Annotated in this window: 12 protein-coding genes; 1 reads left to right on the top strand and 11 read right to left on the bottom strand. The window is 71.8% G+C overall.

What is annotated here, in order from left to right:
- Positions 1-506 precede the first annotated feature (506 nt).
- From ettA to HD593_RS11315, 5 genes are all read right to left on the bottom strand, one after another.
- Positions 507-2171 carry an energy-dependent translational throttle protein EttA gene (ettA, locus tag HD593_RS11335; RefSeq protein ID WP_185102128.1) on the bottom strand — a complete coding sequence of 555 codons (1665 nt, stop codon included), beginning with the start codon at positions 2169-2171 and terminating at the stop codon, positions 507-509.
- A gap of 430 nt (positions 2172-2601) precedes the next feature.
- On the bottom strand, positions 2602-3759 hold the full coding sequence (locus tag HD593_RS11330) for a GGDEF domain-containing protein (protein WP_312903431.1): 1158 nt from the start codon (positions 3757-3759) through the stop codon (positions 2602-2604).
- A gap of 874 nt (positions 3760-4633) precedes the next feature.
- Positions 4634-5782: a single-stranded DNA-binding protein gene (locus HD593_RS11325; RefSeq protein ID WP_185102126.1), complete on the bottom strand. Its 1149-nt coding sequence runs from the start codon at positions 5780-5782 to the stop codon at positions 4634-4636.
- Positions 5783-6017: 235 nt separating this feature from the next.
- Positions 6018-7442 carry an SGNH/GDSL hydrolase family protein gene (locus tag HD593_RS11320; protein WP_185102125.1) on the bottom strand — a complete coding sequence of 475 codons (1425 nt, stop codon included), beginning with the start codon at positions 7440-7442 and terminating at the stop codon, positions 6018-6020.
- 53 nt (positions 7443-7495) lie between these two features.
- Positions 7496-8920, bottom strand: a complete 1425-nt coding sequence (locus tag HD593_RS11315) for an MFS transporter (RefSeq protein WP_185102124.1) — start codon at positions 8918-8920, stop codon at positions 7496-7498.
- A gap of 134 nt (positions 8921-9054) precedes the next feature.
- Here HD593_RS11315 and HD593_RS11310 point away from each other — a divergent pair, with 134 nt between their 5' ends.
- Complete coding sequence (locus HD593_RS11310) at positions 9055-9657, top strand: TetR/AcrR family transcriptional regulator (protein ID WP_185102123.1); 603 nt, start codon at positions 9055-9057, stop codon at positions 9655-9657.
- A 30-nt stretch (positions 9658-9687) separates the two neighbouring features.
- Here the strand turns inward: HD593_RS11310 and HD593_RS11305 are convergent, their stop codons facing one another.
- The 6 genes from HD593_RS11305 to HD593_RS11280 form a co-directional block, all read right to left on the bottom strand.
- Positions 9688-11310, bottom strand: a complete 1623-nt coding sequence (locus tag HD593_RS11305) for a GTP-binding protein (protein ID WP_185102122.1) — start codon at positions 11308-11310, stop codon at positions 9688-9690.
- Positions 11307-13946, bottom strand: a complete 2640-nt coding sequence (locus tag HD593_RS64280) for a dynamin family protein (RefSeq protein WP_312903430.1) — start codon at positions 13944-13946, stop codon at positions 11307-11309. The genes HD593_RS11305 and HD593_RS64280 overlap by 4 nt, the downstream gene beginning before the upstream one ends.
- Complete coding sequence (cobA, locus tag HD593_RS11295) at positions 13943-15175, bottom strand: uroporphyrinogen-III C-methyltransferase (protein WP_185102121.1); 1233 nt, start codon at positions 15173-15175, stop codon at positions 13943-13945. Before cobA ends, HD593_RS64280 begins: the two co-directional genes overlap by 4 nt.
- A gap of 79 nt (positions 15176-15254) precedes the next feature.
- Complete coding sequence (speB, locus tag HD593_RS11290; RefSeq protein ID WP_221524727.1) at positions 15255-16250, bottom strand: agmatinase; 996 nt, start codon at positions 16248-16250, stop codon at positions 15255-15257.
- 43 nt (positions 16251-16293) lie between these two features.
- Positions 16294-17364 carry a nicotinate-nucleotide--dimethylbenzimidazole phosphoribosyltransferase gene (cobT, locus tag HD593_RS11285; RefSeq protein WP_185102119.1) on the bottom strand — a complete coding sequence of 357 codons (1071 nt, stop codon included), beginning with the start codon at positions 17362-17364 and terminating at the stop codon, positions 16294-16296.
- A gap of 21 nt (positions 17365-17385) precedes the next feature.
- Positions 17386-18231, bottom strand: a complete 846-nt coding sequence (locus HD593_RS11280; protein WP_185102118.1) for a sirohydrochlorin chelatase — start codon at positions 18229-18231, stop codon at positions 17386-17388.
- Positions 18232-18246 lie beyond the last annotated feature (15 nt).

Genomic DNA, 18246 nt, shown 5'->3' with positions numbered 1-18246 from the left:
GGTGCGATCCTGACGCGATCGGGTCACGTCCGGAGCACGGGGCAGCTGCGACCGGCGAAAGGTCCGTCAGAGGGCCGGTACGGACAAGGCCCGCGCCCAGCCGCACATGCCCAGCCCGCATGCCCTCAGCCGCCACGCTTCCACAGGCATGTTCTCTCAACGGCGGTGGTCCCAGCGGGCGCATTCTCATCCGCCGTGCTCCCGGCCTACGCGCCCCAGCTCATGTGTTTCAGCCACCGCGCTCCCAGCCTGCCCATTCTCAGTGGCGGCAGCGCTCTCAGCCGCGTATACGCAGCGACGGCACCGCTCTCAGCCCGCAGATGCGCAGCGGCGGTAGCGCTCTCAGTCTGCCTATGCGCAGCGACGGCCGCGCTCTCAGCCTGCGTATGCGCGGTGACCCTGCAGCCACACTCGTGCGCCCAGCGACCGTGCTCTCACATGCGGAAACCCATGGACCAGGCCGGGGATGGCGTGGTCCATGGGTTGTCAGCCGGCTACTCAGCCGATCAGTCGCGGTGCAGCTTGCGGTAGGTCACCCGGTGCGGACGCGCCGCATCGGCACCCAGCCGCTCGATCTTGTTCTTCTCGTAGTCCGCGAAGTTCCCCTCGAACCAGAACCAGTTGGACCCTTCCTCCCAGGCCAGGATGTGGGTCGCGATGCGGTCGAGGAACCACCGGTCGTGCGAGGTGATCACGGCACAGCCCGGGAAGTCGAGCAGCGCGTTCTCCAGTGACGACAGGGTCTCGGTGTCGAGGTCGTTGGTGGGCTCGTCCAGCAGCAGCACGTTGCCGCCCTGCTTGAGCGTGAGCGCCAGGTTGAGCCGGTTGCGCTCGCCGCCGGACAGCACGCCGGCCTTCTTCTGCTGGTCGGGGCCCTTGAACCCGAACGCCGCGATGTACGCCCGGGACGGCATCTCCACGTTGCCGACCTTGATGTGGTCGAGCCCGTCGGAGACGACCTCCCAGACGTTCTTGGTCGGGTCGATGCCGCCACGGCTCTGGTCGGCGTAGGAGATCTTCACGGTGTCACCGATCGTGATCGAGCCCGTGTCGGGGGTCTCCCCGCCGGTGATCATGCGGAACAGCGTGGTCTTGCCGACACCGTTCGGGCCGATGACGCCGACGATGCCGTTACGCGGCAGGTCGAACGTCAGGTTTTCCATGAGCAGCCGCTCGCCGAAGCCCTTGGTGAGCTCGTCCGCCTTGATCACCGTGGTGCCCAGGCGCGGGCCCGGCGGGATCTGGATCTCCTCGAAGTCCAGCTTGCGGAACTTGTCGGCCTCGGCGGCCATCTCCTCGTACCGCTGGAGTCGGGCCTTGCTCTTGGTCTGGCGAGCCTTGGGGTTCGACCGGACCCACTCCAGCTCCTCCTCCAGGCGCTTCTTGCGCTTGGCGTCCTTCTGTCCCTCGACCTTGAGCCGCTGCGCCTTCATGTCGAGGTAGGTGGAGTAGTTGCCCTCGTACGGGTAGCACCGGCCCCGGTCGAGCTCGAGGATCCAGGTGGCGACGTTGTCGAGGAAGTACCGGTCGTGGGTGACGGCCAGCACCGTGCCCGCGTACTTCTCCAGGTGCGACTCCAGCCACTGCACGCTCTCGGCGTCGAGGTGGTTGGTGGGCTCGTCGAGCAGCAGCAGGTCGGGCGCCTCAAGCAGCAGCTTGCACAGCGCGACCCGGCGTCGCTCACCACCGGACAGCTTGCTCACCTCGGCGTCGGGCGGCGGGCAGCGCAGCGCGTCCATGGCCTGCTCGAGCTGGCTGTCGAGATCCCACGCGTTGCGGTGCTCGAGCTGCTCCTGCAGCTTGCCCATCTCATCCAGCAACTCGTCGCTGTAGTCGGTGGCCATCTGCTCGGCGATGTCGTTGTAGCGCTGGAGCATCGCCATCGTCTCGGCGACGCCCTCCTGGACGTTACCGAGGACGGTCTTCTCCTCGTTGAGCGGCGGCTCCTGCTGGAGCATGCCCACCGTGAAGCCCGGCATGAGCTTGGCATCACCGTTGGACGGCTGCTCCAGGCCGGCCATCATCCGGAGCAGCGTCGACTTCCCGGTGCCGTTCGGCCCCAGGACACCGATCTTGGCTCCGGGCAGGAACGACAGCGTCACGTTGTCAAGCACAACCTTGTCGCCGTGCGCCTTGCGCACGCGCTGCAGCGTGTAGATGTACTCCGGCATGCTCTCTAGCTTAGGGGCTCCCAACCCAGGCTTCCGCCGCTCCTCCCCAGTCGCCGTCCTTCCACCTCCGCGAGACCTCGCCGGCGCACCGGAGAAGCGCTCCCCGCGTGTCTTGCCACGCCAAGGCCGGACAGCGCACGGATCCGCGGGATAGCACGACCAACCGATGCGAACGGCGCACAGCGCGAGGGTGACCCCTGGCGCACGGCGTGAGACCGACCCATGGCACCCAGCGCGAGAGTGACCCCTGGCGCACAGCGCGAGAGTGACCCCTGGCGCACAGCGCGAGGCCGACCTACGCGAACAGCACCGGGCAGAAGCGCCGCGCCGAAGATACGAAGAGGCACCTACCAGACAGAGAGGTCACAGAGAAGAGGACAGAGAAGCACCTACCCGGCAGAGGTGTCGCACGAAGGGGTCGTGGAGGCGCCTACGGGGTCGAGGGGTCGTTGGGGAGGGGGCGGGGTGGGGGTTGGACGGCGGGGATGCAGACGCGGTCCCGGCCCAGTTCCTTGGCCCGGTAGAGGGCCAGGTCGGCCGCCGTCAGCAGGTCGATCAGGTCGTCACCGTGGACGCTCAGCAACGCCACCCCGGCCGAGATCGTAACCCTGACCAGGGTGTCGTCCACGGGGATGGCCATGTGGCCGATGCGGACGCGCAGGCGTTCGGCCACCCGGCGGGCCTCGTCGATGTCGGCCCCCGGCAGCAGGACCACGAACTCCTCACCCCCGAACCGGCCCACCACGTCGTAGTCACGGAGCTGGCTGCGCAGCATGGAGGCCACCCCGACCAGCACCTGATCCCCGACGAGGTGGCCGTGGGCGTCGTTGACGCGTTTGAAGTGGTCGATGTCGATGATCAGGAGAGCCAGGGTGTCACCGGTGCGGCGGGCCCGGACGATCTCGGTGTCGGCCTCGCGCTGCCAGGCCGCCGCGTTGAGCAGCCCGGTCTTGGCGTCGGTACGGGCCGCGGCCTGGAGCTGCGCGTGCAGGAGGCTGCGCTGCAGCAGGACCACGGGCGGCAGCGCGAGAACCAGCAGGCCCAGGTTGAGGCCGCAGCCGATGGAGACAATGACGCCGAGGCAGAGCTCCACGACGTCGAGCATCACGCTCTCCCTGTCCCACAGCACCTCCCGCCAGGCGCTGTCAGGGTTGGCCGTGTGCGCGGCGATGGCGATGAGAGCGATGTTGAGCAGGGAGAACAGCACGGCGGCCAGCACCGCGGAGAGGATCGGCGGCCCGCTGCCCTGCGACAACACCCACGGATCGTCCACGAGGGCGTGGAACACGATGGACGCCGTACACCCGGCCAGGCCGATGGCCGCGGAGCTGAACACCCGGCGATAGAGCACCGTCGCCCGCACCCGCACCTGAAGCAGTACCTGCAACACAATAGGCGCGAAAAGCGCATAAACCGGAGGCAAGAGCAGCGCCACCGGCAACCACCAAGCCGACAACAGGTCACGTGACACGCCGGCGGGCATGCCCAGCCGCCTGCTCGCCTCGATGCACACCGCGCCGCAGCCCATGAGAGCGGCGAACGTGAGCACGTCCCGCCACTGAACGACCGTGGACGCCGAGAACGTCACGATCGCAACAAGATCGAGAGCGACTATCGCGCACAAGTAGATCACGAGCGGCCGATGTTGCCCTAGCAACGGCCAGCGGTCGGCCAGGGTTGACACACCGTCGCGAGACTTTATCGATGCGTGACTGGTCACCGCCATCTTGTCCCCTCTCCGACTAACGATGTGTAACACAATAATTGCGGAGTGTGCGTTGTGCGATGGGAACCGATACGTTGGCAGTGACCACACCTGCTCGCTTTATGAGCGGGCCGTGACAAGGAGCAGTGCTGGAAAGGAGCAGCCATGGTGCGGGGCGTGACCTGGACCTGACAGATGCTCTAGCCATCTGACGCGGGCAACACAACATCGGCCGCCCATCGGGGTGTCAACAGGACCCGGCCGGTGCCCCCCTCCCCCCTCCATCCCAGCTGTTCCCCAAGCCCTCCCCCTGCCTTCCTCCCCATCCCTGCGCTCTTTCGCCGCTGATCTCCCGCACTCTCCTGCCGCTGCTCCCTGCGCCCTCTCTGTGCTGCTTCGCTGCGCCCTCTCTGTGCTGCTTCGCTGCGCCCTCTCTGTGCTGCTTCGCTGCGCCCTCTCTGTGCTGCTTCGCTGCGCTCACCCCTTCCGTCGCCCTGCGCGCCCTCCCTCTCCATCGCCTGCGCTCTTCCGCCGCGGCTTTCCCGTGCCTGCCCTGCTGCCTCCCCTGCGCGCCTTCACTCCATCGCCTCGCGCTCTCCCCCGTCGCCCTGCGCACCCTCCCTCTCCATCGCCTCGTGTCCAGGAGGACCGCAGTGCTGGGAGGCACCGCAGTGGCGGGAGGCCACCGCAGTAGTGGGGGCACCGCAGTGGCGGGGGCACCGCAGTGGTTGTCGGTGCCCCCTGTGCGTGCTTGTCGCTAAGCCGCTGCCTTCTCCGCCATCGTCAGCCGCTTGCCCTCCCTGCCGGCCTTCCGGCCTCCCACGTCCCGTCCCTTCCCGCCGGTGTCGCCGTCCAGGAGGTGAGCCGTGTCATCCTCCGCTCCCACTGCTCGGACAGCACCGCTCTTCGGCCCTCGCTTCCGTACGGGGCTGTCCTCGGAACTCAGCGCCCGCGTGGTTTCGCCGCCCGAGCCGAGCGCACGGGTGGTGTCGTCGTCCGGGTCGAGTGCCCGCACGGCACCGTCGGCCGATCCCAGCACTCGTGCCGTGTCTTCGGCCGACCGACCGATGCCTTCCTCCGGCGCCAGCGGTCGCAGGGTGCTCGCGACCGAGCCCAGCGAGCGAGCCCCGTCAGTGTCCGACCTCAGGGTGCGGCTCGCGTCAGCGTCCGACCTCAGGGTGCGCGTCGAGTCAGCGTCCGGCCACAGGGTGTGAGCCGGGTCGGTGTCGGACCTCAGCTCGCGGGCCGTGTCGGCGGCCCGGTCTGGGGTGTGGGCGGCTGCCGGGTTGGACGTGCTCGCCGCTTCGTCGAACGGCTCCGGGGTGGATGCCGGGCCGTCGCCGGGGACGGGCGTGGGAGGAAGGGTGTCGTTGGCGTTGACAGGCCGTACCGTCTCTCCGGCGGCGTCGGCCGTGTGGAAGGGGTTGGGCTCGTCGCGGGAGCCGGAGCGGGACAGGGATCGCTGGGAGCGGGGGCCCATGGCCCAGTCGCGAGTCTCCTCGTCCAGGCGGTCGCGCATCTCCTTGCTCACCGCCCCACCCCCGCCCCGCTCCGGCTTGGTGAAGGCGCCGGTGCCCCAGCGCAGGTCGTGGCCTACCGCGCTCGCCTCGATCTCGGGCATGAAGCGGCGATCGCCCTCGGCGCCGAACTCGCGGATACGTAGCTTGCCCGACACCACCACGGGCTGGCCCGCTCGTACGGAGGCCGCGACGTTGTCCCCCAGCGCGCGCCAGCAGCGGACCGCGAAGCAGACCTTCTCCCCGTCCACCCACTGGCCTGTCTTCCTGTCGAAGTAGCGGTGCGTGGTGAGCACCCTCAGCGAAGTGACCTTGACGCCCTCGTCGAAGCTGTACTGCCTCGGCTCTGCCGCGACGTTGCCGGTGAGCGTGATGTAGATGTCGTTCATCCCATGCCTCCCATGTGGCGGGCCGGCTGCCCGCGGTCTGGGGAACACGGTGCCGTGGTGGGAGGGGGGCGAACGTAGCCGAGTGCGGTTCTGTGGATGAGTGGTGTCGGAGGGGGGCGAGGGCTGTGGATGAGAGCCGCGGTGGAAGCCGGCTTCCGGCCTTGTCAGGGAGGGCGGTGGGAGCGAGCGTCCGGCCTCGTGAGGGAGGGCGGACGCTCGGTGCTCGTCGCGGAGGCTACTTCGCCTTGGACGTCAGCGTGTCGGCGATGTGGCGGGCCATGGCGGTGTAGCCGGCGTCGTTGGGGTGGAGGTGGTCGCCGCTGTCGTAGGCGGGGTCGAGCACGTCGCCGTCGCCGGGGGCGGCCATGGCGCGGTCGAGGTCCACCACCGCGTCGTACTCGCCGGAGGTGCGGATCCACTGGTTGACGGCGTCGCTCACGGCGGCCGCGTGCGTGCCCCAGTGGTCGGAGCCCTTGAACGGGAGCAGCGTGGCCCCGACGACCTTGACGCCCTTGGCGTGGGCCTGGCGGATGAGCCGGCGGTATCCGGCGATCAGTTCTTCGGCGGAGACCACGGGTGCGGGCTTGTAGGTCGGCGTGTCGGATTCGCTGAAGCCGAGGTCGTTGACGCCCTGCAAAACAACCACCGTGCCGGCGCCCGGCTGGTCGAGCACGTCGCGGCGGAAGCGGGCCGCCGAGCGGTCGCCGTACCAGGCGGAGTCGTTCAGCACGAGGTTGCCGCCGATGCCCGCGTTCAGGACCGGCCGGGAGGCGCCCCGGGCGGCGAGTTGCTCGGCCAGCTCGTCGGGGTAGCGGCCGTTGGCGTCGTTGGCCGAGCCGAAGCCGTCGGTGATGGAGTCGCCGAAGGCCACCACGGCGCCTTCTTGCGGGTTCCCGCCGCCCGTGACGTCCACGCGGGACAGGTAGTACCAGGAGTGGGTGGCCTGGGTGAAGGCGGTGGCGGCGGTGTCCGCGGCGTGGTCACCCTGGGCTCGGTAGCTGGTGGCGTAGGCCTGGGAGTGGAAGGTCGCCGGGCCGGTGGTGCCGGAGAAGTGGAGCGTGACCGCCACGGACTGGAACGGCTGGACGGGCAGCCGTACCGGGTCGCTGGTCAGGGCGCCGTGCGCGGGGAGGTCCGCCGACCGGGCGCCGGCGAAGGTCAGGGGCCTGATCGAGCCCGTACGCACTGCGGCCCCCTGCCCGGCGTGGGCCACGGTGGCTGCGGTCAGGCGAACGGGAGAGGGTCCGTAGTCGTTCGACAGGCGAATGCGCAGCGATGAGCCGCCGGCGGTGAGCCGGACCACCTGGCGCACGCTCTGGCCGCTGAAGCCGTCCTCCGACCAGTTGGGCTCGAAACCGGTGCTGGCCCGCTGCGGCGCCGCCATCCAGGCCGCTTGCCAGCCGGCGGGCTGCCGGACGGGACCGGTCTGAGCGCGCATGACAGCGGTCCGTGCGGCAGGCTCAATGGCGGCCCGGGCAGGCACGGTCCTGGACTGAGCGGGCGCGGTGGTGGCCTCTGCAGGCGCGGTGGCCTGGGCGGGCGTGGTGGCCTGGGCGGGCGTGGTCGTCGCCTGAGCGGGCGCGCTGGCCGCCGCAGACGTGCTCACGGCGATCACCAGTGCGGCCAGCGCCGTGCTGGTCCTGGTGGCAAGGGGGTTCATCACAACTCCTGTTAGTGGAGAGCCTTGGCGAGGGTGTGCGAAGCGGCGGGCGGTCAGGTACGGGGCCGCAGGAAGAGCGCGGCGACGAGGACGCCGAGCAGGACGAGGGCGGCGTTGACCGCGATGGCGACGGTGACGCCGTGCAGGACGGCTCCCGCGGTCACCACGCCGCCCGTCGCCGCGGTGACGATCGCGGACATGATCGGGGTGCCCATGGTGATGCCGACCTGCTGGGACATCGAGGCCAGCCCGGTGGCCAGGCCCTGCTGGCGGTCGGGCAGGCCCGTGGTGGCGGTGACCATGAAGCCGACGATGACCAGCATGTTGCCGACGCCGCCCAGGAAGGTGGCGGGCAGCAGCAGTCCCATGGCGGCCGGGGTGTCGCCCAGGAGGAGCAGGACGGCGGTGGCGCCCGTCTGCAGCAGCCCGCCGCCGACCAGGACGGACACGGTGGAGGTGCGGGCGATCACCTTCGGGGCGAGCAGGCCGCCGGCCACGGTGCCGAGGCCGAGGACGCCGAAGGAGAGCCCGGCGGCGAGGGCGGAGAAGCCGAGGGTCTTCTGCAGGTACAGGGTGAGCAGGTACACCAGCGAGGTCTCGGTGACGAAGGCGAGCAGGCCGAGCAGGTTGCCCCAGGCCACGGTCGGCCTGCGCAGGACGTGCAGCGGCACGAGGGGCTGGGCGGCGCGGCGTTCGACGCGGTGGAAGACGACCAGCAGGGCGGCGCCGGCCAGCAGGCCGGTCAGGGCGAGAGGGTGGGTCCAGCCGTGCTCGCCGGCCTGGGTCAGGCCGTAGACGATGCCGAGCAGCCCGAGGGTCACGCTGAGCGCGCCGGGCACGTCGAGCCGGGGACGGCCGGCGGGGCGGGACTCGGCGATGACGGCGGGGGCGACGAGGAGGACGGCGAGGGCGACGGGCACGTTGATGAAGAACGCCCAGCGCCAGGAGAGCAGGTCGGTCAGGAGGCCGCCGAGGACGGCGCCGGCGGTGAACCCGGCGGACATGAGGGCGCCGTTGAGGCCCAGCGCCTTCTGCCGCAGCGGCCCTTCGGGGAAGGACGTGGTGAGCAGGGCGAGCCCGGCCGGGGTGGCGGCGGCCGTCGCCAGCCCCTGCGCGACCCGGGCCACGATGAGGATCTCGGGGGTCGGGGCGAGCCCTCCGGCGAGCGAGGCCACGCCGAGGAGCGCGAGGCTGCCGAGGAAGATGCGCTTGCGTCCGATCAGGTCGCCGATGCGGCCGAAGAACAGGGTGAACCCGGCCGCGCACAGGGCGAAGGCCGTGGCGATCCACTGGAGCCCGGCCAGGGAGAAGCCGAGGTCGTCGCCGATGGCGGGCAGGGCCACGTTCAGGATCGAGAAGTCGACGGCCAGCATGAACTGGGCGACCAGGAGCACCGCGAGGATGACGCGCAGGCGGCCGGTCAGGCGCCGCGGCGGTGCCTGGCGGGCGGACGCCGGCAGGGGTGTGGCGATGGTCATGACAGGACTTCCTCTCGGGCGTGCCGGACGGCATGCCGCTGCAAACGGGTCAAAAGTTCCGTTAAGGTGAGGTAACAGTAGCACCTGGAGACGCACTAAAGGAACTGTCGTCCCGATAAGTGAAGGAGCCGGTCATGGCCGCCGCCCCACCACCCGGAGCCGCCCGTCCCGGCGGGCGAACCGCCCGCGTCCGCGAGGCGGTCCTCCTGGCCGCCGGCGACACCCTGGCCGAGCAGGGCTTCTACGGGCTCGACCTCGGTGAGATCGCCCGCCTGGCGGGGGTCGGGAAGACCACCGTCTACCGCCGCTGGGGCACGCCAGGTGCGCTCGCCGCCGACCTGCTCAAGGACATGGCGGAACGCTCACTGCCCCGCGCCCGCACCGGGAGCGTGGAGGAGGATCTGCGCGAGAACGCCCGCCTGGTCGTCAGGACCCTCACCGACCCCCGCCAGGGTCGCCTGTTCAAGGCACTGATCGCCGCCTCGCTCTGCGACGAGGAGGCCGCGCGGGCGCTGCGCCGCTTCTACGCCGTACGCATCGAAGAGTGGTCCGGCTGCCTCACCGACGCCATCGCACGCGGCGAACTGCCGCCAGGCACCGACCCGGGCCGGCTGATCGCCGCCGTCTCCGCGCCCTTGTACTACGCCTGGCTCAACACCGGGGAAGCCCTCGACGAGGCCGCCGCCGACCGGGCCGCCGCGGCGGCGCTGGCGGCGGCCCGCACCCGGGTCATCTAAATGTGCGGTCTGGTGGACCGGGCCGCCGCCTTACACCGACAGATCGCGCAGAGCCGTGTAGAAGGCATGGTGACGGCTGAGCTCCCGCTCCACCGGCTCCACCACCATCGTGCCCGCCACCGCCGCCACCCTGCGGCGCATCTCGCGTTCGAGCCGCTCCCGCTCCCGGGACGCGCCGAGCTCGACGAAGTTGCGGGACGCGATGCCGGACAGCGCGCCGAGCCCGAGCACCGAGGCCATCATCAGCCCCACCCACGGCAGCGTGGCCGTGTCGCCCAGGAGCTCCAGGGACGGCGGAAGCCGGCCGGGCATGAGCAGCCCGACCGCCAGCCAGGCCAGCCCGGCCACGAACGCCACCACCAGGAAGTACTGCCACACCTTGAGCGCCCGCCACCAGCCCGGCACGCGGTCGAGCTGCGGCGCCACCTCCGCGAGGTCCTCGGTGAGGGCCTGCGGGAGCTGGCCGGCGCGGGACCTGGCCGCCTGGTGCACGGCCGTGCGCCACACCGGGTGCATGCCCATGGACAGCCCGTCGGCCAGCGCCTGGACCGCGTTGGAGACCTCGGCCGACTGGGCGCTCACCGAGGAGGTGGAGATGCCGCGGATCTCCTCGTTCACGTCGTCGAGCCGCAGGCTCTTCAGCGGGTCGCCGCGCAGCTTGCCGATCCAGCGCGGGTACGGCCAGCCGACCCACCGGCTCGACCGCTCCGCGTACACGTTCTCCATGGCCTCGCCCACGGCCGGCACGCCGACCGCGTCGCACAGCGCGTCCGTCAGCCCCATCCTGCGGGCCTCGTCGACCGCCGAGGGCGCCGACAGCGACTGCCCCAGCGGCATGGCCTGGCCGAGCTTCTGCTCCAGCCGATGCAGGTCGGCCTCGAGCTTCTGGATGGCGGCGCGCCGCCGGGCCACCGCGGTCGCGATGACGCTCTTGAGGCTCTCGATGCCGCGGCCGGTGACCGCGGAGGTCGGTACGACGCTCGGGTGCTCGACGCCCTCCCTGCGCAGCAGGTCGTTGAGGTCGATGACCAGCTCGGCCAGCTCCTCGGTGGTCAGCCGGTCGGCCTGGTTGAGCGCGAACACGGTGACCGCGTCATGCCCGGCCAGCTCCGTCACGTAGCGCCGATGCGTGGAGGCGTCGGCGTACTTCTGCGGGTCCAGCACCCACACCACCAGGTCGGCCAGCCCGATGAGCCGGTCGGCCTCCGTGTCGGTGAGCGCCCTGATCGAGTCGTGGTCGGGCAGGTCGAGCAGGATCAGCCCGTGGAGCTGGCTGTCGGCCTTGTCGAGCGCGCTGGCGCGGGAGAAGCGGTGACGCCACTGGATCTGCAGCCAGTCGAGCAGCGGCCCCGCGCCCTCCAGCCCCCACACGCAGGCGTGGGTGCGGGCGGTGGTCGGCCTGCGTACGCCGGTCGGCGACAGCTCCAGCCCCGACAGCGCGTTGAACAGGGACGACTTTCCGCTGCCCGTGCCGCCCGCGAGAGCGACGACGGTGTGCTCGGAGGAGAGCTTGAGCCGGTTGCCGGCCCGCTGCAGCAGCGTGCCGGCCTCGGTGAGCAGCTTCTTGTCCAGCCGCCCCGGGCCCAGCTCCACCACCTTGGTGAGCGCGGTCAGCCGCGGAGCGAGCCCCGGCCTGGTGGTCGTGGTGGTCATCGTGCGACCTCGAGGTTGTACGTTGCCTGGTAGAGCCGGGTCGCGACGGACTCGTCGGGAATGCCCGCGGAGTCGAGCGCGTGCACGTAACGCATGGCCTCCTCGTCGAACAGCATGCCGATCCTGGCCCGCAGATCGCTGAGCGCCTTGGCCCCGATGCCGCGCAGCGACTCGGCGCCGAGCAGGGCGTTGACCAGCCGGTGCGGCACCCCCTCGCCGTTCCCCCCGCTGAACATCGCGACCATGAAGATCAGGGCGAGCGAATCGGGATCGAACGAGACCAGCTTCGACACCGACCGCTTGGCCACGCCTTCCGTGCGTACGAGCTCGCCCAGGTGCTCCTGCCAGGACGCGATGGCCCGTCCGGTGTGCCGGATGAGCTCGTCGGACGGCCGGTCGAGGTCCTCCCCGAGCTTGGCCCCCAGCTCGGAACGGTGCCGCCAGCGCGCCACCACCTCCTCGGAGGCGCGGTTCGCGGCGGCGACGATGACCGACTCCAGGCCGGTGCGGATCGCCGCCTTGAACGCCAGCACCCGCTCCGGCGCCTGCCTGGCCGCCCGGCCGCGCTTGCGCAGCTGCAGCGAGCGTACGAGGTCGCCGGACCCGGCGAAGTCCTGCCACCGGGCGAGCACCTCGCCGTGCAGCAGGGAGCCGTTCCTGGACGCCTTGTCGATCTCGCTCAGCGCGCTCAGGAAGGCCGCCTCCACGTCACTGCGCAGCTCGGCCCTGAACGCGACCTGCGCCTCCAGGTGCTTGGCCAGCGCGGGTACGCGGGTGCGGAAGCTGTTGAGCACGCCGTTGAGCGTCTCGCGTACGGCCTGCGCCCGGCGCTCCTCGTCCACCGACAGCTCGGCCAGCCACAGCCGCAGGTCGGTCACCTCGGCGTCGGGCAGCCTGCCGTCGGTCACCTTCGCCTCGTGGATGACGAACCTGTCGATGTCGCCCAGACCGTACTCGGTGAGCATGCGGACGAAGTGCTTGAGCACCACGTCCGCGGAGCGCTGCTGCACCCGCGACAGGACGATGGCCAAGCGGGCGCCGCGCTCCTTGGCCAGGCGCAGCAGGTTCCACGCGGGGGCGTCGGCGTAGCGGGCGGCCGTGGTCACGAAGATCCACAGGTCGGCGGCGTCGAGCATGCGGTGGGCGATCTCGTGGTGCTCCTCGACCACCGAGTCGATGTCGGGGGTGTCGAGCAGCGCGACGCCCTGCGGGAGCTTCTCGGTCGCGACGATGACCAGGCTGCCCATGCCGGCCTCGGGGGACGCCTTGTCGAGGCGTTCGAGGCCGCCCAGCAGCTCGCCCTCCGCGAACCACTCGCGGTCGTCCGGGTGGCAGACCAGGACGGGGGCGCCGGTGGTCGGGCGGCGTACGCCGGTGCGCGAGACGTTCTTCTCGGCGAGGCTGTTGACCAGGGTGGACTTGCCTGCGCCGGTCGAGCCCGCGATCACGATGAGGGCCGGGGCCGTGCGGGTGCGCACCCGGGGCAGGACGTAGTTCTCGAGCTGGGCCAGCAGGTCGGACTGGGCCTGCCTCGCCTCGTCCGAGCCGGGCAGGTCGAGGCCGAAGCGCAGGTCGGCGACGCTGCCTCGCAGGGCGTCGAGGGCTGCCATGAGGGCTTCCGCGGCCTCCGCCGGCAGCTCCTCCAGGCTCTCCCCCGGCTGCGCCCGCTCCTCCGCCGGCTGCTCCTCGCCCGGCTCCTCGGATTCGGGCTCCGGCTCGGAGGCGGGGTCGAGCTCGGACGCGGGCTCGGTGCCGGACTCCGGCTCCGGGTCGGTTCCGGGGTGGGGCTCGGTGTCGGACTCCGGCTCCGGATCGGTTCCGGGGCGGGGCTCGGTGCCGGACTCCGGCTCGGGGACGGTGTCGGACGCGGGCTCAGGCTCGGGTGCGGAATCGGACTCGCCGGTGGGGCCGGGTTCAGAGACCGCCGCAGACTCAGCCGCCGCAGCCTCCGACTTGGACGCGGCTTCGGGGCCGAGGTCGGGATCAGGGCCGGGGTCGGCTGCGGCCTCGGGCTCTGACGTGGCCTGAGCCTCCGACGTGGGCTCAGCCTCCGACGTGGCCCGAGCCTCCGGGACGGGCTCAGCCTCCGACGTGGGCTCACGCTCCGACGTGGCCTCAGGCTCACCCGCACCGGCGGCCTCGCCGTCGGCGGCCTCGGCGTCTGACGACCCTTCGGAGGCGTTCGAGGACGGCACGTCCTCCGCTACCTTCGCGACCGGCGCCGCGCCGGGCCCGCCCAGCGCGGCCGGCTTCACGAAGAGGGAGGGCCGCTCGGAGGAGGGCTCGTCGGAGCCGGGCGGCGACGGCCGGAACGCCGAGGGCGGCCCGTCACCGGACGGGGGTTGCCGCAGGATGGCCGGCTTCTCGAAGAGGGAGGGCCGGCGAGCAGGCGGCTCCTCGCCCGCATCCTGGCCTTCCCACTGATCACCAGCCTCATCTCGCCCGCCGTCAGCATCGCCGCCGGGAGCACCACCGCGGCCACCCTCGGGACCGCCGCCACGATCACCGCCGACGCCACGGTCGGGGCCGCCGTCGTCCCGGGCCTCGGGGTCGAGGTCCTCGTCTGTCACCGCCCGGAAGCTCAACGTCTGCTCCCCGGGTGACTCCTGCCGCCCGTCATCCATGGCCGTGTTCACGGCAAGCGCTCCGCTCGTACCATCTCGACCTCCTGGCCGACCCGCACGACGTCTCCGACGATGACGATCGCCGGCGGCCGTATCCCAGCCGCGGACACGCGGTCGGCCACGGTGGAAAGCGAAGCGATGACCGCCCGCTGGGTCGGAAGGGTACCGTCCTGTACCACCATTACGGGAGTCTCCGGCGAACGTCCGTCGCGTACGAGCGTCTCGGCCACCTTCGCCAGCCGCTCGACGGCCATCATGAGCACCAGCGTGCCCTGGGAACGGGCCAGGCCGGGCCAGTCGACGGTGGACTTGGGGTCGTCGGGCGCCACGTGCACGGAGATGACGTGGAACTCCTGGCTGACGCCGCGGTGGGTGACCGGCACCCCGGCGGCGGCGGGCACCGCGACGGCGCTGGTGATGCCGGGCACGACGAGGACGGGGATGCCGGCCTCGGCGCAGGCGATCATCTCCTCGCCGCCGCGGCCGAACACGAACGAGTCGCCGCCCTTGAGCCGGACCACGAACTTGCCCTGCCTGGCGCGGTCCACGAGCAGCTCGTTGATCGTCTCCTGGGACAGGGACCGGCCGTAGGGCACCTTGGCGGCGTCGATGAGCTCGACGTCGGGGGCCAGCTCGTCGAGCAGGGCGCGGGGCGCGAGGCGGTCGGCGACGACCACGTCGGCCTGGGCGAGGAGCTGGCGGCCGCGCACCGTGATGAGGCCGGGGTCGCCGGGGCCGCCGCCGACGAGGGCGACGCCGACCGGCTTGGTGCGGTTGCGCCGGGCGTCGACGGTGCCGTCGCGCAGCGCCTCGACCACGGCGTCCCGGATGCCGGCGGCCCTGCGCGGGTCGCCGCCCGCGGTGACGGCCACGCCGATCTCGTCGACCCGCCCGGTGGCGGGTGTCCAGGCGGCCGAGGCGTCCTTGTCGTCGGCGCGCACGCACCACACCCGCTTGGCCTCCGCCTCGGCGGCGACCGCGGTGTTGACGGACCTGTCATCCGTGCAGGCCTGTACGAGCCAGGCCCCGTCGCAGTCGCCGACCTCGTAAGGCCGGGCGTGCCACGTGACCCTTCCTGCGGCGATCAGATCGTCGAGCGCCGGCGTGACGGACGGCGACACGACGGTGACCTCCGCACCGGCCTCTAGCAGCGCGGGCACGCGCCGCTGCGCGACGCGGCCGCCGCCCACGACGAGGACCCGGCGGCCGGAAAGCCGCAGGCCGAGGAGGTAGGGACCCATGGGGGGAATCTCCCGTTCGCGAAGGTTGTGTTAGGAGGTAAACCTACCGGCTCCGCATGTGTCATTTGCTGCGCACGGGTCAACGCCCGTCAAGAAGGGGCTGCCGCGGATCCCAGCGAGGCCCGCCCTCATCGTCCTTGCGGCGTCTGGCCATCGCTGACAAGGCCTCAAGGATAACCCGGTTCCCGAGGAACGCGGTGATGTCCGCGTGGTCGTACGGCGGCGCCACCTCGACCACCTCCATGCCGGCCACCGGCAGCTCGTAGCAGATCCGGCGCACCGCGTCGAGGAGCTGCCTGGCCGTCAGGCCGCCGGGCTCGGGTGTCCCGGTGCCGGGGGCGTGGCCGGGGTCGCAGACGTCGATGTCCACGGACAGGAAGATCTGGTCGCACTCGTCGAGCGCGATCCCGAACGACTCCGTCAGGCATTCGTCGAGCCCGCGGGCCACGATCTCCGTCATCTCGTAGGAACGCATGTTCTGCCGGGCCATCCAGCCGAGCGTCTCCGGCTCGGGCCAGTACCCCCGCAGGCCGATCTGCAGGAACCTGTCGCCCCTGATGGCCCCGGACTCGATGAGCCGCCGCATGGGCTGGCCGTGCCCGTACAGGTGACCGAAGGTGATGTCGCCCGTGTCGGCGTGCGCGTCGAAGTGGATCATGGAGGTGCGCCCGGCCGCGTACGCCCTGGCGGTGCCCCGCGCGTCCGGCAGCGCCACCGTGTGGTCGCCCCCGAGCACCAGCGGGATCGCCCCGGAGGACGCCACCCGGTGCACCGCCTCCTCGATGGCCGCCAGCGAGCCCTCGACGTCCCCCGAGTAGCACTCCACGTCACCGGCGTCCAGCACGCGCAGGTCGCGCAGCGCGTCCACGCGCAAAGCGAGGCTGGGCCTGGAGCCGTCGTGCGGCAGGTAGCAGGCCTGGCGCAGCGCCATGGGCCCGAACCTGGCGCCGGGCCTGTTCGACGTGCCGCCGTCGAACGGGGCACCGATGATCACCACGTCGGCGCCCGCGTAGCTCGCCGGGTCGTTCACGTCGCAGCGGTCCACCCCGAGGAACGTGATATCGGGGCCGAACATGGGTCCATAACGAGACACTGTGCTCCCTCCAGTGCCTCCATCATCACACGGTCTTTTCGGTCACTCCGGCCGAGTCGAACGTCGCCACGTCGTGCATCACGCGCACCGCCGCGCACACCATCGGGTGCGCCAGCAGGCCGCCCGTGCCCTCGCCGAGCCGCAGCTCCAGCTCCACCAGCGGGCGCAGCCCGAGGTGGGCCAGCGCGGCGGCGTGACCGGGCTCGGCGGAGCGGTGGCCCGCCACGCAGTGGTCGAGCGCGGCCGGGTCGAGCGCGGCGGCCACCAGGGCGGCGGCTCCGGCGATGACGCCGTCGAGGATCACCGGCACCCGCTGCGCCGCGCCGGCCAGGATGAACCCGGCGATGGCCGCGTGCTCGAACCCGCCGACGGCCGCCAGCGCCCGCAGCGCCTCGCTGGGCGAGGAGGAGGCGTCCGTGACCGCGTTCGTGCGCAGGGCCGCGCGCACGATGCCGACCTTGAGCTCGTACGTCTCGTCGTCGATGCCCGTGCCCCGCCCGGTCACCTCGGCCGGGTCCCTGCCGGTGAAGGCGGAGACGAGCGCGGCGGAGGCGGTGGTGTTGGCGATGCCCATGTCGCCGGTGATCAGGCAGCGCGCACCCTTGGCGACCAGGTCCCTGGCCACGACGATGCCTGCCTCAAGCGCCTGTACGGCCTGGTCCACGGTCATCGCGGGGCCCTGCGACAGGTCGGCGGTGCCGTACGCGATCTTGTGGTCGACCAGGTCAGGAGCTTCGGGCAGGTCGGCGGCGACGCCCACGTCCACCACGGTCACCGACGCCCCGGCCTGGGCGGCGAAGGCGTTGGCGACGGCGCCGCCGGCCAGGAAGTTGGCCACCATCTGCACCGTGACCTCCTGCGGCCACGGGCTGACGCCGCGCGCGTGCACGCCGTGGTCGGCGGCGAAGATGGCCAGGGCCGCCGGCTCGGGCATGGGCGGCGGGCTGACGCCGGCCGCGCCCGCCAGGCGTACCGCGACCTCCTCCAGCACGCCCAGCGAGCCGCGCGGCTTGGTGAGGCGGTCCTGGTGGGCGCGGGCCTCGGCGAGCGCCACCGGGTCGGCGGGACGGATCTCCGCCAGCGTCTCAGCGAACACGGAACCTCCAGGAACTAGGCGTCACGGGACGAGTTGGAGCGCTTCCTCGTAACGGTCGATCACCACGTCGGCCAGGGTCTCGCAGTCGCCGATCACCTCGGCGCAGCGGATGTCGAGGTCGGGGTGGCCGGCGCCGTACGCCAGCGCCTGCGCCCAGACCCGCTCCAGCATGCCGCCCGCGAACAGCAGGTACGGCACCACGATCACCCGCTTGGCCCCCAGGCGGCGGCAGCGCTCCAGCCCGCCGGGCACCCCGGGCGGGGTGACGGAGACGAACGCGGTCTCGACGGTCATGAAGTCGTAGGCGTGCGTCTCCCAGAACAGCCGGGAGACGCGGTGGACCTCGGCGTTGGCCGTGGCGTCGGTGGAGCCCTCGCCGACCAGCACGACGGCGGTCTCCCCCGGCTCGACGTGCGGGTGGTGGTCCTCGGCGGGCAGGGAGTCGACGGCACGCAGCCGGGGCCTGGCTCCCGCCAGCTCCAGCGCGCGCGGCCTGGACAGCTCGGCGGCGGCCTCGTTGAGCCGCTCGGCCAGCAGCGCCAGCACGCGCGGGTCGGGGCCGAGCGGGCGGCCGTAGTCGTACATCAGCGTGGGGTGGCGCTGCTGCTCCAGCGCCATCGCGGCGGGGAACTCCTCGCCCAGCCTGCTCAGGCTCAGCGGCAGCGCCACGAGCCGGTGGTGCCCGCGCGCGACCAGGGAGGCGACGGACTCGCTCAGCCGCGGCGTGGCCCGCTCCAGGTAACCCCCCGACACGTCGGCGCCGGACTGGTCGAGCCGGCAGCGCAGGCGGTGGACGAACCTGCCGAACTCGGCGGCGTAGGCGTCATCCTGGGAGCCCTGCCCGATCAGCAGGAGCGGCGGCTTCATCGTGAGGGATTCTCC

The organism is Nonomuraea rubra, from assembly GCF_014207985.1.
GTDB classification, from domain to species: domain Bacteria; phylum Actinomycetota; class Actinomycetes; order Streptosporangiales; family Streptosporangiaceae; genus Nonomuraea; species Nonomuraea rubra.
The sequence above is the reverse complement of the archived record's forward strand: the minus strand, read 5'-3'. Positions and strand labels throughout refer to the sequence as shown.

Coding starts and splice junctions, on each gene's coding strand:
- HD593_RS11310 (WP_185102123.1), top strand. CDS start 9,055: ATGGCCGCCGCCCCACCACCCGGAGCCGCCCGTCCCGGCGGGCGAACC.
- ettA (WP_185102128.1), bottom strand. CDS start 2,171: ATGCCGGAGTACATCTACACGCTGCAGCGCGTGCGCAAGGCGCACGGC.
- HD593_RS11280 (WP_185102118.1), bottom strand. CDS start 18,231: ATGAAGCCGCCGCTCCTGCTGATCGGGCAGGGCTCCCAGGATGACGCC.
- HD593_RS11320 (WP_185102125.1), bottom strand. CDS start 7,442: ATGAACCCCCTTGCCACCAGGACCAGCACGGCGCTGGCCGCACTGGTG.
- HD593_RS11305 (WP_185102122.1), bottom strand. CDS start 11,310: ATGACCACCACGACCACCAGGCCGGGGCTCGCTCCGCGGCTGACCGCG.
- cobA (WP_185102121.1), bottom strand. CDS start 15,175: ATGGGTCCCTACCTCCTCGGCCTGCGGCTTTCCGGCCGCCGGGTCCTC.
- speB (WP_221524727.1), bottom strand. CDS start 16,250: ATGTTCGGCCCCGATATCACGTTCCTCGGGGTGGACCGCTGCGACGTG.
- HD593_RS11315 (WP_185102124.1), bottom strand. CDS start 8,920: ATGACCATCGCCACACCCCTGCCGGCGTCCGCCCGCCAGGCACCGCCG.
- HD593_RS11325 (WP_185102126.1), bottom strand. CDS start 5,782: ATGAACGACATCTACATCACGCTCACCGGCAACGTCGCGGCAGAGCCG.